The organism is Hymenobacter artigasi (assembly GCF_012275535.1).
GTDB classification, from domain to species: domain Bacteria; phylum Bacteroidota; class Bacteroidia; order Cytophagales; family Hymenobacteraceae; genus Hymenobacter; species Hymenobacter artigasi.
Window position 1 is genome coordinate 341,363 of sequence record NZ_JAAVTK010000003.1, and the last position, 14,716, is coordinate 356,078.

The window sequence follows — 14,716 nt, forward strand, 5'->3', positions numbered from 1 at the left end:
GTCCGGCCCTGGCGTCTCAAAGGCTTGCTCGTTTCTTTCAATTACTTGCAGAATTCCGACAACTCCCCTTTATAATTTCAAAATACTAACTATCAATATCTTATACTAAAATATTATTCGACCCCTTCCCAGTTATCTTTCATTAATCCGACCCGATTTGCAATAATATTTCACGGTTGTTACGCACCATCCTTCCATAGTTAGCCGCGAAACGGCGGCACGTTGGTAGAATATTGATTGGCAATGTGTTTTAAGCCAGAAAACGGCGGCACTTTTTCCTGAACAGTACGAAGCCCGCTGCAAACCGAGGGCCGCCGCTTTGCGGGTTGCCCCAAAAGCAAAGTGCACGACAGCGGTTTTACAGGCGACCGGGGGTGTGCAGGGCTTTGTACTCGGAGGGCGACACCTGGTACTTGCCTTTGAAGGCGGTGGAGAAGTACGAGGGCGAGGAGAAGCCGGTGAGGTAGGCGATTTCGGCAATGGTGCTGCCTTCCTGCAGCAGCAGCAGCCGGGCCTTGGTGAGGCGCAGGCTCTGGATGTAGTCCGACACGCCGGTGCCGAGCAGGGCCTTCACTTTGCGGTAGAGCTGCATCTGGGACACGCCCAGGCTGCGGGCTACGTCGTCCACGCTCAGGGTGGGCTGGTCGAGGTTGGCTTCGATGATGGCGGTGAGGTCGGCCAGGAACTTCTGGTCGACGCGCTGCGGGGCCACGGTGGCGGTGTCCACGCTCAGCTCGCGGCGGAAATGCTCGCGCTGCTGGTCGCGGTTGCGCAGCAGCGTGCGCAGGCTCTCGACCAGGAAGGTGGGGTTGAAGGGCTTGGTGAGGTAGAGGTCGGCCCCGGCCTGCACGCCGGCCACCTGCTCCTCGGGGGCGCTACGGGCCGTGAGCAGCACCAGCGGAATGTGCGAGGTGCGCCAGTCGGCCCGCAGCCGGGCCACTACTTCCAGGCCGTTTAGGCCGGGCAGGTTCACGTCGCACACCACCACGTCGGGAATGGTTTCGCCGGCCATGCGCAGGCCGGTGAGGCCATCGGCGGCGGAGCTCACCTGGAAATAGGGTTGCAGCTTCTGCAGCAGGAAGTTGCGCACGTCGTCGTTGTCCTCTATCACCAGGGCGGTGGCATCGGTGCGGGCCAGCGGCGGGGCGGGGTTGGCGAGCTCATCATCGGGCAGCAGGCCGGCGTTGGGAGCCGGGCGCGGCTCGGGGCCAGCCTCCAGAAAAGTGGCGGGCCGGGCCAGGGGCAGCTTCACCTCGAAGGTGGTGCCATGGCCGGGCTGGGTCCGAAACGTGAGGGAGCCTTCGTGCAGCCGGGTGAGGCCCTCGGCCAGCGCCAGCCCAATGCCGGAACTGTTGGCCGACGACCGGGTGCCCTGGTAAAACCACTCGAATACGTGCGGCTGGTCGACTTCGGCGATGCCCCGGCCGGTGTCCTCCACGCTCACCCGCACGATATGGGCCACCAAATCGGGCTGCAGGCTCACCGTAATCTGGCCGCCATCGGGCGTGTATTTAAAGGCATTCGAAAGGAGGTTGAAAAACACCTTGTCCAGAATTTCGCCATCGAACCAAAGCTGCACTACCGGCTCGGCGGGCAAAAACCGGTAGGTGATGTTGCGCCGCCGCGCCGTTTTCTCAAACACGTCCATCAGCTCGCGCACAAAGTCGACGAGGTTGCCCTCGGTGGCCCGCACCGACATCTTGCCCACATCAATCTTCCGAAAATCCATGAGCTGGTTCACCAGCCGCAGCAGCCGCTGGGTGTTGCGGCGCACCAGCTGCAGGTCCTGGCGCTGCCCCTCCGCCAGCTCGGCCCCATCGGTCAACATTTCCTCTACCGGGCCCAGAATGAGGGTGAGCGGCGTGCGCAACTCGTGCGAGAAGTTGGTAAAAAACCGCAGCTTGGCTTCGGAAGAGCGGCTGGCTTCTTCGGCCGTGCGCCGGCCGGCCTCAGCCAGCTGCGCAATCTGATTACGCTGGGTGCTGATTTCGGCATTCTGCTGCTCCAGCTGCCGCCGAATGCGCCGGTTGATGCGCAGCGAGCGACCCGCAAAGACACCCAATAAGCTGGCTACCATCAAACTAACCAACAACAGATACACGGCGGTGCGCTGGCTGGCATAGCGCTGCATCTCCGATTCGAGCCGCTGCTGCTGCTGCCGCAGGTCGTGCTGCTGCAAGGCCAGCTGCTCGGTCTGGGCGCGCATCGGCCCCACGTTGGCCGAGTCGATGACCATCGTTTTCAGCAAATTTTCCTTAGTGAATGGCTCGTGGCGCAGGATGTGCAGAGCCGTCCGAATGGCTTCTTCGCCGCCCGTGGGGTACAACATAGTGGCATTTAGCACGCCATCCTCCACCAGCTGCAGGCCGTTGCCCGGCCCCGACAGCCCATCAACGCCGATGATGCGCACGGGATGCGGCAGTGCCAGCTGCGTCACCACCTGGTAGGCGGCGCGGGCCATGGGGTCGTTGTGGGCAAAAATCAGGTCGGTTTCGGGGTGCGCCCGCAGCACCGCCGGCAGCTGCTGCAGCACCGAAGTGGGCTGCCAGTCGCAGGCCACCTGCGCCGTCAGCCGGATATCGGGGTAGGCGGCCAGCGCCTGCGCAAAGCCTTTGGCACGGTCGGTGGCCGGTGAGGAGCCGGGCCGGCCCATTAGTTCGAGCACCTGCCCGCGCTGGTGCAGCAGCTGGGCCACGTAGCGGCCGGCGGTGCGGCCCACCTCCAGGTTGTTGCCGCCCACATAGGCCGTGTAGAGGCGCGAGGCGGTGCGCCGGTCCAGTATCACCACCGGAATCCCTTGGTTGTAAGCCATTTCGGTGAGGGCGGTAAGGGGGCCGGATTGGTTGGGCGAGATAATCAGCAAATCGACCTGCTGCTTAATCAACTGCTCCACCTGCTGGCGCTGCAACTCGCTGTCGTTGTGGGCATCCAGCATCTGGAACTCCACATTCGGATGGAAGCTCAACTCCTTTTCCATGCCCGCCAGCATGGCCCGGCGCCAGTCGTCGCCCATGGTGCACTGCGAGAAGCCAATGCGGTAAACCGGCTCGGGCGGGGCCGCCGCGCAGCCGCCCAGCAGGGCTCCTACGTGCAGCAGCAGCAGGATTCGGCACCACAAACCATTCAAGGAGTCAGTCACTTAAATTCTGGAGCAAAAAACTACGGGGTAAACGTATAATCCAGGTAGGCTAACAGGCTATGCCTGCTGCAAACTACACATTATATGGCGATTCGGTTATTCCCACTTGCTGTAGGCACGCCGGAAAAATAACCAACATACCTCCCGCTCCCTGACCTGCGGGGCGGAGCGCCCCATGAAACAGAGCAGTTTTTGGAACGTCAGTATTGAGTCCATTAGCTCAACCTACACCCGGCCGAATCTTAGCTTCCTTCCGCTAAAAAACAATTCTTCCGCCCGCAACGGGGTGCTGGCGCGGGTTGCCTTTGCCACTGTACTGGTGGCGGCCAACCCAATCACGTTTGCCCATCGCAACGACTTCACGCAGACTACTTAAGCCGCTACCACCACCTCAGCATCTGCTTACCCCACCCTTGGCGGTGCGTACTAAATGTAAACCACCGTGTAACCCAAAACCGAAACAGCCACCTAGCAACAAAGCTAAATGGCTGTTAATCAATGAGCGAGAAACGAGGTTCGAACTCGCGACCCTCAGCTTGGGAAGCTGATGCTCTACCAACTGAGCTACTCTCGCAGTAATATCTTGGTGGCACGAAATTACGCCAAAGAACCGGATTAGCAACGGCCGAAAAGCAAACGGCCAACCCCCGCTTTGCGGGCCGCGTATGCACTGTTAATTATGGCAACCCCTCCCCTCCCTCCTACTACCCAACGCCTGGTTGGCCTGCTCCTTATCGTTAGTGGCGGGCTGATGGGCCTGGGTTTATTGCTGAAAGTAGCCGTGGGAGCCTATTCGTGGAACGCGGGCAGCCCCGAAAGCCCCTCGGCATTGCTACTGACAGTGAACCTAGTAGCCCTGCTGGCCAGTGGCTTTCTAATGCGCTGGGGCTTCCGGATGCGGCGCGGCACCAGCACGCACCGCGACCCCAACGCCGACGAAATACTCTAAATCTGCGGCGGCAACGCGACCTTTGCGCCATGTCATCTCCTCTGCGCATCTCGCTGGCCAAGGCCAATACCGCCACCGCCGCCCAACTGGCCGATTTGGGCCGCCAAACTTTTCAGGACACCTTCGCCGCTACCAACACGCCAGCGGATATGGCGGCATACCTGGCCGAAAATTTTGGTCCGGATATCCAAATGGCCGAATTGCAGGACCGCGAAAACACCTTTTTGCTGGCCCACATGCAGAACGAACTGGTGGGCTACGCCAAGCTGCGCGATAATTCAGCCATGGGCCTGCCCGAAGGCCAGGACGCCGCCGGCCGCCTCGAAATCGAGCGCCTGTACGTGCGCGACGACTGGCAGGGCACCGGTCTGGGCGCAGCCCTGATGCGCGGCATTCTGGCCCTGGCCGAACAGCTGCACTGCTCGGCCGTGGTGCTGGGCGTGTGGGAGAAAAACGACAAGGCCCGGGCTTTCTACCAGCGGTTTGGCTTCCGCGAGGTGGGCCAGCACGAGTTCCGGCTGGGCCAGGACGTGCAGACCGACCTGATTTTGCGCAAGGGCATGGCCGGCCGCTAAAGGCGTCTATTTTTGCGAATGCCTATGCCAGCCCCCACGCACCCGACGAGCCGCCCCTTCCTTCGCCACAGCGGAGCATTGCTGGCCCTGTGCGTGGGTGCGCTTCTGGCGGCCTGCCAGCCCCAAAACGAGCAAACGGCGGCAGCCGCCACGCCGCCGGTAGGGCACTACGAGGGCAGCCTCGGCGCGGCCGGGCAGGCCGGGGCCCGGGCCACGCTCGACATTCGCCACCCCAGCCCCGGCCACTACGAAGCCGAGTTTACGGCTCCGGGCACGCTCAGCTTCGTGGCCGACACCATTGTTTTCAGCAACAACCAGCTGCGCCTCAGCCGGCCCGCCCGGCCCGGCCAAACGCTGGCCCTGACGCTGGACGGCGACTTCTGGCGCGGTACGCTCACGCTGGACTCTACCAAGGTCACCACCCTGCTAGTGAAGCGCGGCGTGCCCACGCCCACTGCCTACCGCACCGAAGAAGTGCCCCAGGCCACCGGCTCGGCCTGGCTGTTTGCCCCCGCCGACACCGACACGCCCGGCGCGGCGCTGGTGCTGCTGCCCGATGCGGAAACAGCTCCCACGGCCGCCATCTGGGCCGATGCGCTGGCCCGTGAAGGCGTGATTGTGCTCCTTCTCCCGCCCGCCGACTCGGCCACGGCCGCCGAGGAAACGCCGCGCCTACAAGCGGCCCTGCGCCTGCTGCACGGCACCAGCGGGGCCGACACTACCAACATCGGAATGTGGGCCGCCGGAAATCGGGCCGCCACGCTGGCCTCGCTGCTCACTGGACCAGGGGCGCCCCGGGCCGCCTTCTTCATCGCCCAGAATACCGTGGTAGATGCCAATACCCGCGCCGCGTTTCGGGAGCTGCGCAGCCGCAAAATGCCCCTGCTGGCCTTGTATGGCGGGGCCGGGGCGCTTGCCCGGTCGGCCGCCATGCGCAACGCGCTGGGCGGGCGGCGCGGCGCGGCCGTGCGGGTGTACCGCGCCGCCGGTGCCGATTTATTGGTGCCGGGCAGCTTGGGGCCGGTATTTGGGCCGGGGTTGCCGGGCGAGGTGGTGGAGTGGCTGCGCGGACAGTAGCGCACACGTTGTAGCTCGCGTCCCCGCGCCGTTTGAGTGGCTAAGCGTATGCTCCGGTCCGACCGCCCCAAGCGGTCGGACCGGTTGAAGCACCCCGATTTCGTCCTCACGACAACCGGTCAGACCGCCTGGGGCGGTCGGACCGGAGCGTACGGGCACACGCGGAAACTTGTGCTACAGCAGCAGCAGGCCCTTTTCGCGCAGCAGGGTCCAGGCCGGAGTTTGCAAGAAAGACTCGAATGAGCCTTCTGATTTGGGAAAGCTGGCGGCGGCATCGCGCAGCAGCAATTTGGTGTCGAAATCCTGACTGAGCTGGGTGAGGAGCTGGTGCAGCCAGCAGCCGGCTGCTTCGGTGGTTTTCACCTCGAAGTCCTCGGCCTGCTCGTAGCAGGTGAGGACGGCGCGGGGGACTTTTTTACCGGGCTCGATGCGGATTTCGGGGGCGTTGCCGAGCCAGAACAGGCGCTGGTTTTGCCGGGCGAAATCGGGTTTGTCCGGGGCTTGAAGGGCCTGCTGAATCAGGTGGCGCGGAGTCGTCGTTCTGGGGGTTTTGAAGTCGAACCAGCGGGCCAGGGGCTCATCCAGGGCCACGCCGTGCAGGTAGTTGTAGAGCGACTTGGCCAGGCCGGGGCCGAAGGCTTCGTGGTCGGTGCCCAGCGGGTCGTCGTGCCAGAGGTCGTTCCAGGCGAAGCCGGCGGGCTCGGGGCCGATGGCTGCCACCTGGTACTTCGCCGGATTCTTGCCCACGGGCGAGTGCGCGGTCATCGAAAAGCGGTGCCAGTAGCCGCTCTGCACCACACCGGCGGCAAAAAGCTGGCGCACTACTTCGAGGCTGTCCACGGTTTCCTGCGCGGTTTCGGTGGGGAAGCCGTACATCAAATAAGCGTGCACCATGATGCCGGCCTGGGTGAAGCCGTCCGTGACGCGGGCCACCTGCGCGATGGTCACGCCCTTTTCCATCAGCGCCAATAATCTATCCGAGGCCACTTCCAGCCCGCCCGAAATGGCAATGCAGCCCGAAGCGGCCAGCAGCCGGCAAAGGTCGGGCGAGAAGGTTTTTTCGAACCGGATGTTGCCCCACCAGGTGATGGGCACCCGACGCTTGAGCAGCTCCACGGCCAGGTCGCGCAGGGCCAGGGGCGGCGCGGCCTCGTCCACGAAGTGAAAGCCGGTCTGGCCGGTTTGGTTGATAATTTGCTCGATTCTATCGACCAGCAGGGTGCTGGGAGCAGTTTCGTAACGACTTATATAATCGAGGGTTACGTCGCAGAACGAGCAGCGCTTCCAGTAGCAGCCGTGGGCCACGGTGAGCTTGTTCCAGCGGCCATCGCTCCAGAGGCGGTGCATGGGATTCAGCACTTCCAGCACCGAGAGGTACTCGGTGAGGGGCAAATCCGAATAGTCGGGCGTGCCTACCTCGGCGTGCGGCACGTCGGGAAAGGGGTGATTGATGTACTGGATTTCGCCGGTTTCGTCGCGCAGAAAGGTGCGCTGGAGTTTTGAACGGTCAGGTTGAACGTCATGCAGAGCGCAGCGAAGCATCTCGCTCGCATCGTTGGACGACAGGATTAGTGACGGCAAGCGAGATGCTTCGCTGCGCTCTGCATGACGTTCTTTTTGTTGCTGCTGGCCCGCCAGATATTCCAGCAGCCGCAGCCACGGCCCTTCGCCATCATCCAACGTCAGGTAATCGATGTAATCGAAAAAGCGGGGTTCTTTGATTTCGCGCAGCTCGGTATTGGGATAGCCGCCACCCATCACGGTCACGGTGGCGGGGCTGATTTGCTTGATGTGCTTGGCCAGCCGCAGTGCGCCATAGAGGTTGCCGGGGAAGGGAACGGTGAAGCCCACCATATCGGGCTGCACGCGGGCCAGCAGCGGCTCCAGTTCCTCCAGCAGCATGGTATCGAGCAGGTTGGGGGCGGCGGTCAGCTCCTGGTGCAGGGGTTCGAAGCTGGTGGCGGAGAGGGCCAGCTTCTCGGCGTAGCGCGAGAAGCCGAAGTGCGGCCCCACGGTTTCCTTGATGAGGTCGGCGAGGTCTTCGAGGTAGAGCGTGGCCAGATGGCGGGCCTGGTCCGTGAGGCCCATGGTGCCGAAGGCGGTTTCGAGGTCGGCTACGTTGTCGAAACGGCTGGCCTCGGGCAGGAAACGGCCGTGGCAGATGCGCGGGGCCAGCGTGAGGTCCTTATTCTGCAAAAACCGAATGACCGGGGCGATGGTGGCCAGGTAGCGGTTTTGCAGGCGCAGCATGCGCGTGGCATTGTCGCTCAGGTCGAAATTTCCGGCTTCGATTGCCTGAAAAACCCGCCGCAAGCCGGCCTCCGAAAACAGGCGCAGCACCAGCTGCAGGCCCATATCGGCCTGCGTCACCTGGTAGCCACGCCCCCCCAGAAAGCCCTTGATGTAGGCCGTGGCCGGATACGGGGTGTTGAGCTGCGTGAGGGGCGGCGTGAGAAGCAGGATGCGGGGCGAGGCAGTAGGCACAGTGGAGACTAACCCGGCCACGGGGCCCGGGGTTCAAATTGAGGCGCAAAGGTCGGGCCTGGCGGCCGAGGAAGGGCCGCCAGGCGGGCATAGCCGAATTCTATGCCTCCGGGGCGCAAATTCTACACGGCCGGGCACCAGGCCTGACTCGTATAAGCAAACAGCTACCGGCACAATCGCCTCACTTCAACCCACTTCCTTATGCAAATGCCCACCCCAAAAAACCGTACCAGCCGCGACAACCGCGCCGTCCTCGATGCCCTGGCGCAGTGCGCCGCCGCCTGCGAAATGTGCGCCGACGCCTGCCTGGCCGAGTCTGATATAGCCATGATGGTGCCCTGCATCCGCCTCGACCGCGACTGCGCCGACATCTGCCGCCTCACGGCCGCCTTCATCGCCCGGGGCTCCGACCACGCGCAACACGTAATCAAGGAATGCATCGAAATTTGCCAGAAGTGCCACGACGAGTGCGCCCAGCACCAGCACGAGCACTGCCAGCGGTGCGCCGCCGCCTGCAAAGCCTGTTTGGAAGCCTGCAAAAGCTATAGCGCCTAAGCATGAGTGTAGTATAAGCTTCAGCTTATGCGACAAAAAAGCGGCTCTCCCGTTCAGGAGAGCCGCTTTTTTGTGTTTTTACACTGAGCCACTACGCCAGCGCATCCAGCGACAGGCGCTCGGGCAGCATGAGGCGGCGGAACTCGCTCACGGAGTAGCCCGTCACCTGCCGGAACTGGTTGCTCAGATGCTGGCCGGAGCTGTAGCGCATCTGGTCGGCTATCTGGTTCAGGGTCAGCTCGCCGTAGCTGAGCATCTCCTTCACGCGCTCAATTTTGAGGCGGATGAGGTATTTCTCGATGGTGAGGTGCGCGGTGCGCGAAAACACCTTGCTCAGGTGCGAGTAGGTAGCCGCAAACCGGTCGGTAAGAAAAGCCGACGTAGTGAGCGGCGAGCGCGCCGTGCGCAGGTGCTCCAGGTATTCGGCCAGGGTGCCTTTGATTTGTTCGGTAAGCTGCTCGGCGCGGCCGCGTAGCAACTCAAAGCCAGCGGCCTGCAGCAGCGGGGCCAGGTCTTCGGGGTCGGCGGGCGTGTTCTCGTCGAGCTCAGCAACGCCCAACGTTACGGTTTTGGGGCTGTAACCAGCGCGCTCCAACAGGTTGTGCACGGCTTCTACGCACCGGGGGCACACCATATTTTTGATATGCAGTAGGTTGGTTTTCAAGGGCTTTAACGTGTTTCGGGCCGCCGTGAGGCAGCCGGTGGAGAAATAGAACGCGCTGCTGATGCGCCCGGAGCAGCTCGGCGGGGCCGGGGGGCCGGCGTCGAAATTTCGGCCCATCCGCGTCCGAACCAATGCGCGGTGGCCCAACTCACGAAGGGTACCACGGCCAGGAACGTAACGGCCAGCAGCCAGACCAATACGAGAAACGCAAAAAAAAGTCGACTAAAGAAATGGTCGCTTATGCCAAACAAATAAACTACCAGCATTAGTGCCAACAACAGACTAACGCCAGCCAGTACACCCACCCGCCGCCAGGGCCAGGCGGCAACGTGATTATGAAGGCGGCGGCGCAGCGGCAAAGGCATAGATTAGGAATTGGGGAGATGCAAAATAGGGGAAATTTTGGTTGAACCCCAATCTTAGCCCAGCAGCGCCAGCAATTCCTGCTGCATGGCCTGGCCATTATCGGCCTCGTACCACGCATTCATGCCCTTTATTACCTGATTGACGTGCAAAGATTTATCGCTGTGCAGCTGGTGGCTCAGCACTTGCGCGGCAGCCGGGCGCGGGCCCCAAGTGCTGAGCTCGGTGCCGGTGGCCGCGTCGTAGCGAATGAGTTTGGGGATACTGTTTTTGCCGTCGGTCTGGTGGGTGGCCATCAGCTCGGGGTGTTCGGAGCGCAGCACGACGTGCAGCGTGACGCGGCCCTGGCTTTCATCGGCCAGGTGGGCCAGAATGGGTAAGGCGTGGGCGGTGTCGCCGCACCAGGCTTCGCCCAGCACCAGCCAGCGCTCGGGGTGGGGCAGTTGGCGCAGCTTCTCAACCAGGGCCGGCAGCAGGGGCCGGGCCTGGCCGTTGTCGAGGTGCGTCTGGTTCTGGTCGGTGTAGCGGATGAGGCCCGGCGTCTGCTCGGGGCCAGTGGTGCGGTGCTCGGCAACCAGCGTGGCCATCAGGGCGCGAAACTCGCGGTAAGTATAGGCCGGTGTCGGCAGGGAATCAGAAATCGGATTGGACATCAGGCAAATGGGAAAAATGAAGCGGGAGCGCGCAGTTTGGGGCAACCTTCGGCTGGCCCGCCCCGCTACAACCGTACCCGCGCCCGGTGGTTCGGGTTGCGTGCGGGCGGGTTATTTTTCTACCTTGCGCCATCATACGTTATTTATCCTTCACCTTCGCATTTTCATGTCGTTGAAAAATTTCCTCCGCCCCCTCGCTGTGGCCTGCGCCCTCACCGCCACTTTTAGCGCCTGCAGCTCGGGCACCAAAGAGGGCGACACCAACGTGGAGCGCGGCTACAACAAAAAAGGCCCCGCCGCCGGCACCGACGGCGTAGCCGGTGGCGACTCGGCCACGGCCGGCCTCCGCCGCGACACCACCAACCGCCCCACCGGCAAAGAGCTCTACAAAGCCGCCGGCGACGCCAAAGACCGCAACCACGACGGCATCGCCGACTAGTTTCATTCGGCCGGCTTCAAATTCAGGACGCGCAAAAAAGGCCCATTCCTTTCGGAACGGGCCTTTTTCAGTATTTGCAGAAAGGAAGGAGAAGGAACGGGAAAGCTGGCGGCTGAGCGCCCCGGCTTAGAAGAACACGAAGCCGTTGGGGCCAGCGCCCACCACGGTTTCGTCGATTTTGGTGCCGTTGGGCTGGTAGCGCGTCATTTTATCGACCGAGAAGGTACCCGTGCCGGTGTAAACAGTGCCATCGACCGGGTCGATGCCCAGGCCGTAGAACAGCCCGTCGATGAAGGGCGTACCCGTGAGCGACGGCAAAGCGGCGTCGGCAATGCCCAGGCGCACCACGGCCCCCAGGTAGGAATAGCCATCGGCGGCGCGGAAGTAGAGCTGGTCGCCGGCCGGGTTGGTATGGATGTCGGTGGGCGCGTAGCGGTTGCTGGCGAAGGTGCGCGAGGTGGCCCCCACCGCAGGATTGGCCGGGTCGAGGCCGACGAGCTTGCCCGGCGTAGTGGCCGCGTAGTCCACGGTGTAGTTGGCGTTGTAGGCAATCAGCCCGCCGCAGAGCACCCACAGGCGGTTGTTTTTGTCGAGCGCGAAGCTGTTGGGGGCATCGCCCACGGTCAGGGTATTGGTGACACGGTTGGTGGCGGGGTCGATGACGGTGACGGTGTTGCTGCCGTAGTTGGCCACGAACACCTTGCCGCCGGCCATAGTCAGGCGCTCCGGCGTACTCCCGGTGGCGATGCTATCGACCACCGTATTGGTAATCAAGTCAATTACCTTGATACCAACGCGAATCGGGTTGTAGGCCGAATTGTAGGCGCCCCACTGCGTCACGTAGGCCCGGCTCGTGCTGATGGGCAGGAAATAGCGGGGGCTGTTCAGCCCGTTGATGACGCCCACCGACTTGAAATCGGGCAGCGACACCACTTCCACTTTATTGGCCCCGTTCACCACGATGTAGCCGCGCTTGTCGCGCACGGCCATGCTCTGCACCACGTTGCCCAGGCGGCGGCCCGCGCCGTTCACGCTCGCGAACAGGTCGGGGGTTACGGCCTTGGTGCTTTTATTAAACAGCGAAATGGTGCCCGTACCGGTGGCGGAATACAGCCCTTCGTTGAGCACAAACACGTTGGTATTGTCGCTCGACGGGGCCACGGTCACATCCTTGTCGGGGCTACAGCCGGCCAGGCTCACCAAAGCCAGCGCCGAAACAATCAAATAGTTAGAAAAACGCATGGGGAAATAAAAAGGAGAAAAATGGAGGATTGAATGCAGTTTATCAGCGCCAACTCAGGCGCAGGCTCACGCTCAAGGCGCGGGGCGGCGCGGGGCGGCCTTCATAGCTCTCGTAGGCCTGATTGAGGAGGTTGTTGCCTTGCAGCAGTAGCAGCGCCTCGGCCCCGTGCAGGCGCAGCGCATAGCCCACGCTGCCGCCCAGCAGGCCGTAGCCGGGCAGAAAGGCCCGGGCGGTGGCATCGATGTAGCGGTAGCTGGTGGCGCTGGTGGCGGCGGCCACGCGCCAGGCGTGCCAGGCATAGTCCAGGCTCAGGGTGCCGGTGTGGGTGGGCACGTAGGGCAGCGGCTGGCCCACGGGCACGGGGTCGTCGGGGGTGGCGCGGCGGGTGCGGGCCTGGGTGAAGGCGTAGGCCGCCCGCGCCCCCAGGCGGTGCGCCCCGCGCCGGAGCGTGAGCGCCGTGCTAGCCTCCAGGCCCTGCGTGAGCACCTGGCGCAGGTTGCGCGGCCGCCAGTAGCCTTCGGGGCCGGGCGTCCATTGCACCCAGTCGTCCACCAGCTGGCGGTAGCCGGTGAGCTCGGTTTGCAGCGTGGTACGGAGCGCGAGTTGGGTGCGGTGCAGCAGGCCGGCCTCGTAGCCCAGCCCGATTTCAGGACGCAGGTTGGGGTTGCCGCCGGGGTTAAAGAACCGTTCGTTGAGCGTAGGGGCGCGGTAGGTGTGGGCCGCGCTGGCCTTGAAGGTGAGTTGGTGAGTTGGTGAACTGGTGAGGGAGTCGGGGGCCGGGCCATTCGCCCAGAGGTCCCATTCCAGGCCGGCGGTGGGCGTGAGGGGGTTGCCCTGGGGCAGCGCGGCTTGGCGCAGGTTGGCCGTGAGGCGCAGGCGGGGCTGCGGGTCGTAGCGAAACAGCGCGAACGCGGCGGCGCGGTTTTCGGTGGTCAGCGGGCTGGCGTACTCGCGGAACGTGGTGCTGAAATGCTGCACCTCGGCCCCCACGCGCAGGGAGCCGCGCGCGCCCACGGCGGCCGTGTATTCGGCCTGGCCCTGGGTGGTGCGTACGCGCGAGTCGCTCGTGATGCCGTCGTCGTGGTAGTTCAGCACGTCCTCAAATGCCGCGGCGCGCACCAGCCACTGCGCCCGCGCCGAAGCCTGGTGGCGGTAGCTGAGCACCAGCCGGCGGCTTTGGTCGAGCTGCCGGGCGTGGCGGTTGAGGCCGGCGGTGGGCTCCACCTCGCGGTCGGTGTCGGTGAACCACGCGCTGGCGGTGAGCTGGCCGGCCGGGCCCAGGCGCAGGGCCACTTCGGGGGCCAGGCTCCACTGGTGGCGCAGGGCGGCCCCGACCAGCGTGCGCTGCACCGGCCCGCCAAATTCCTGGGTGGTGTAGGGGTAGTTGTTGAGGGCCTGGCGGTAGCTGGCGGCCACGCGCACGGCCACGGCGGCGTTGGCGGTGCTCACCTCGGCGCTACCGCCGCGCAGGCCAAAGCTGCCGGCATCGGCCTGCACGCTGCCCCGCAGGCCGGGCCGCCAGTCGGGCGTGGTGTTCAGGAGCACGGCCCCGCCAATGGCCCCGCTACCGTAGAGGGCGGCGGCCGGACCGGGCTGCACGGCCAGGCGGGTATTGGCCCCCACGGGCAGCAGCGCAAAATCGTTCTGGCCCAGGGTGGGCAACATGATATTCAGGCCGTTCCAAAGCACGGCCGTTTGCTGGGCCGAGGTGCCCCGAATGCTGATAGAGGCCAGCTGGCCCGGCCCGTAGCTCTTGATATACAGCGGAGTACGGTCCTGCAGCAGCTCGGCCACGGTGCCGTCGCGGTACTGGCTCAGGGTGGCCGAATCGGCGGCGTAGTGCCGACTGCCGGTGGCAAATCGCTCGGGGCCCACGGCGCGCACGTTCACCTCGGCCAGCTGGTGCAGCCGCCGGCTGAGCCGGGCCGAATCGGGCGGCGCAGGGCGCAGCGGCTGGGCGCGGGCCACACCGGTTACGGCTAGTAATCCGCAGACTACCGCCAACCGGCTGAGTGAAAAACAACGCATCCGAATCAAATTTTCGATTAAGAAAATTCGATTCAAAATCTACCGGAGGCTCTCTTCAATTGAAGAAAACCAACGCCAGACCGAGGCCGAAAAACAGGGGGTAAGGTGGCTGCCCGGGGGCGGCCGCTGCTTTCTTTCTCCATTCGTCCTCCGCGAATGCTGAACCTGTGAATGTCCGGGCAGGTCTCCTGGCTTGCTTCGCCGAGCGGGCCGCCTTCCCATTTATTCGGTTGATAATCAACCAAAAACAGTGGCATTCGTGGCCCGCTCCGATGTGAAGCGTACAGTTGCGGGGACAGCTCCGGCGTTGAACCGGATTCCCTTTTCAGCCGCGCCCCGCGATTGGGGTCTGGCACCTTGACGGGGCAAAGGTAGCGCGTAGCGTGGACTATGTTTAGAAAATCGGGTTGCGCCGGTCCGACCGCCCTAGGCGGTCCGACCGGTTGTCGCTGGCATCGGCCCAACAAGCACTGGCGTCGTTCTCGCGGCAACCGGTCAGACCGCCTAGGGCGGTCAGACCGGAACAACGACTTCGGACTGACTTTTC

Annotated in this window: 11 protein-coding genes, 1 tRNA gene and 1 riboswitch; of the genes, 5 read left to right on the top strand and 7 right to left on the bottom strand. The window is 63.7% G+C overall.

From position 1 onward, the window contains the following. Positions 1-358: 358 nt before the first annotated feature. A complete protein-coding gene (locus tag HBN54_RS07670) occupies positions 359-3,139 on the bottom strand; it encodes a substrate-binding domain-containing protein (protein ID WP_168672595.1) in 2,781 nt (926 codons plus the stop codon). Positions 3,140-3,640: 501 nt separating this feature from the next. After that, positions 3,641-3,713, bottom strand: a tRNA-Gly gene (locus tag HBN54_RS07675). A gap of 105 nt (positions 3,714-3,818) precedes the next feature. Between HBN54_RS07675 and HBN54_RS07680 the strand changes: the two genes are divergently transcribed. From HBN54_RS07680 to HBN54_RS07690, 3 genes are read left to right on the top strand one after another with little or no spacing between them, the layout of a single operon-like run. After that, complete coding sequence (locus HBN54_RS07680; RefSeq protein WP_168672596.1) at positions 3,819-4,088, top strand: hypothetical protein; 270 nt, start codon at positions 3,819-3,821, stop codon at positions 4,086-4,088. A 29-nt stretch (positions 4,089-4,117) separates the two neighbouring features. Further along, the gene (locus HBN54_RS07685; protein WP_168672597.1) at positions 4,118-4,663 is read left to right on the top strand and encodes a GNAT family N-acetyltransferase; all 546 of its coding nucleotides are present in this window, start codon (positions 4,118-4,120) and stop codon (positions 4,661-4,663) included. Positions 4,664-4,687: 24 nt separating this feature from the next. Next, entirely contained in the window at positions 4,688-5,740 is a 1,053-nt protein-coding gene (locus tag HBN54_RS07690; RefSeq protein ID WP_168672598.1) for a hypothetical protein, read from the top strand. Between the two features lie 174 nt (positions 5,741-5,914). Here the strand turns inward: HBN54_RS07690 and HBN54_RS07695 are convergent, their stop codons facing one another. Next, positions 5,915-8,224, bottom strand: a complete 2,310-nt coding sequence (locus HBN54_RS07695) for a B12-binding domain-containing radical SAM protein (RefSeq protein WP_317170188.1) — start codon at positions 8,222-8,224, stop codon at positions 5,915-5,917. A 201-nt stretch (positions 8,225-8,425) separates the two neighbouring features. On the opposite strand from HBN54_RS07695, the gene HBN54_RS07700 reads away from it, so the two are divergent. Further along, a complete protein-coding gene (locus HBN54_RS07700) occupies positions 8,426-8,779 on the top strand; it encodes a four-helix bundle copper-binding protein (RefSeq protein ID WP_235955420.1) in 354 nt (117 codons plus the stop codon). Between the two features lie 91 nt (positions 8,780-8,870). Here HBN54_RS07700 and HBN54_RS07705 read toward each other — a convergent pair whose 3' ends face one another. Both HBN54_RS07705 and HBN54_RS07710 read right to left on the bottom strand, forming a co-directional pair. After that, the gene (locus HBN54_RS07705) at positions 8,871-9,443 is read right to left on the bottom strand and encodes an AraC family transcriptional regulator (protein ID WP_168672599.1); all 573 of its coding nucleotides are present in this window, start codon (positions 9,441-9,443) and stop codon (positions 8,871-8,873) included. Between the two features lie 419 nt (positions 9,444-9,862). Further along, positions 9,863-10,459, bottom strand: coding sequence for a thioredoxin family protein (locus tag HBN54_RS07710; protein ID WP_168672600.1), 597 nt, complete (start codon positions 10,457-10,459; stop codon positions 9,863-9,865). A 166-nt stretch (positions 10,460-10,625) separates the two neighbouring features. Between HBN54_RS07710 and HBN54_RS07715 the strand changes: the two genes are divergently transcribed. Then, positions 10,626-10,898, top strand: coding sequence for a hypothetical protein (locus HBN54_RS07715; protein WP_168672601.1), 273 nt, complete (start codon positions 10,626-10,628; stop codon positions 10,896-10,898). 126 nt (positions 10,899-11,024) lie between these two features. On the opposite strand, the gene HBN54_RS07720 is transcribed toward HBN54_RS07715, so the two are convergent. Both HBN54_RS07720 and HBN54_RS07725 read right to left on the bottom strand, forming a co-directional pair. Then, positions 11,025-12,140, bottom strand: a complete 1,116-nt coding sequence (locus HBN54_RS07720; RefSeq protein ID WP_168672602.1) for a DUF5074 domain-containing protein — start codon at positions 12,138-12,140, stop codon at positions 11,025-11,027. Between the two features lie 43 nt (positions 12,141-12,183). Beyond that, on the bottom strand, positions 12,184-14,169 hold the full coding sequence (locus tag HBN54_RS07725; protein ID WP_168672603.1) for a TonB-dependent receptor plug domain-containing protein: 1,986 nt from the start codon (positions 14,167-14,169) through the stop codon (positions 12,184-12,186). Positions 14,170-14,330: 161 nt separating this feature from the next. After that, positions 14,331-14,544, bottom strand: a riboswitch (cobalamin riboswitch). Between the last annotated feature and the right edge of the window lie 172 nt (positions 14,545-14,716).

What these genes read in the sequence shown, in the direction of transcription:
- HBN54_RS07690 (WP_168672598.1), top strand. Translation starts at nt 4,688, where the DNA reads ATGCCAGCCCCCACGCACCCGACGAGCCGCCCCTTCCTTCGCCACAGC.
- HBN54_RS07715 (WP_168672601.1), top strand. Translation starts at nt 10,626, where the DNA reads ATGTCGTTGAAAAATTTCCTCCGCCCCCTCGCTGTGGCCTGCGCCCTC.
- HBN54_RS07685 (WP_168672597.1), top strand. Translation starts at nt 4,118, where the DNA reads ATGTCATCTCCTCTGCGCATCTCGCTGGCCAAGGCCAATACCGCCACC.
- HBN54_RS07710 (WP_168672600.1), bottom strand. Translation starts at nt 10,459, where the DNA reads ATGTCCAATCCGATTTCTGATTCCCTGCCGACACCGGCCTATACTTAC.
- HBN54_RS07720 (WP_168672602.1), bottom strand. Translation starts at nt 12,140, where the DNA reads ATGCGTTTTTCTAACTATTTGATTGTTTCGGCGCTGGCTTTGGTGAGC.
- HBN54_RS07680 (WP_168672596.1), top strand. Translation starts at nt 3,819, where the DNA reads ATGGCAACCCCTCCCCTCCCTCCTACTACCCAACGCCTGGTTGGCCTG.
- HBN54_RS07700 (WP_235955420.1), top strand. Translation starts at nt 8,426, where the DNA reads ATGCAAATGCCCACCCCAAAAAACCGTACCAGCCGCGACAACCGCGCC.
- HBN54_RS07725 (WP_168672603.1), bottom strand. Translation starts at nt 14,169, where the DNA reads ATGCGTTGTTTTTCACTCAGCCGGTTGGCGGTAGTCTGCGGATTACTA.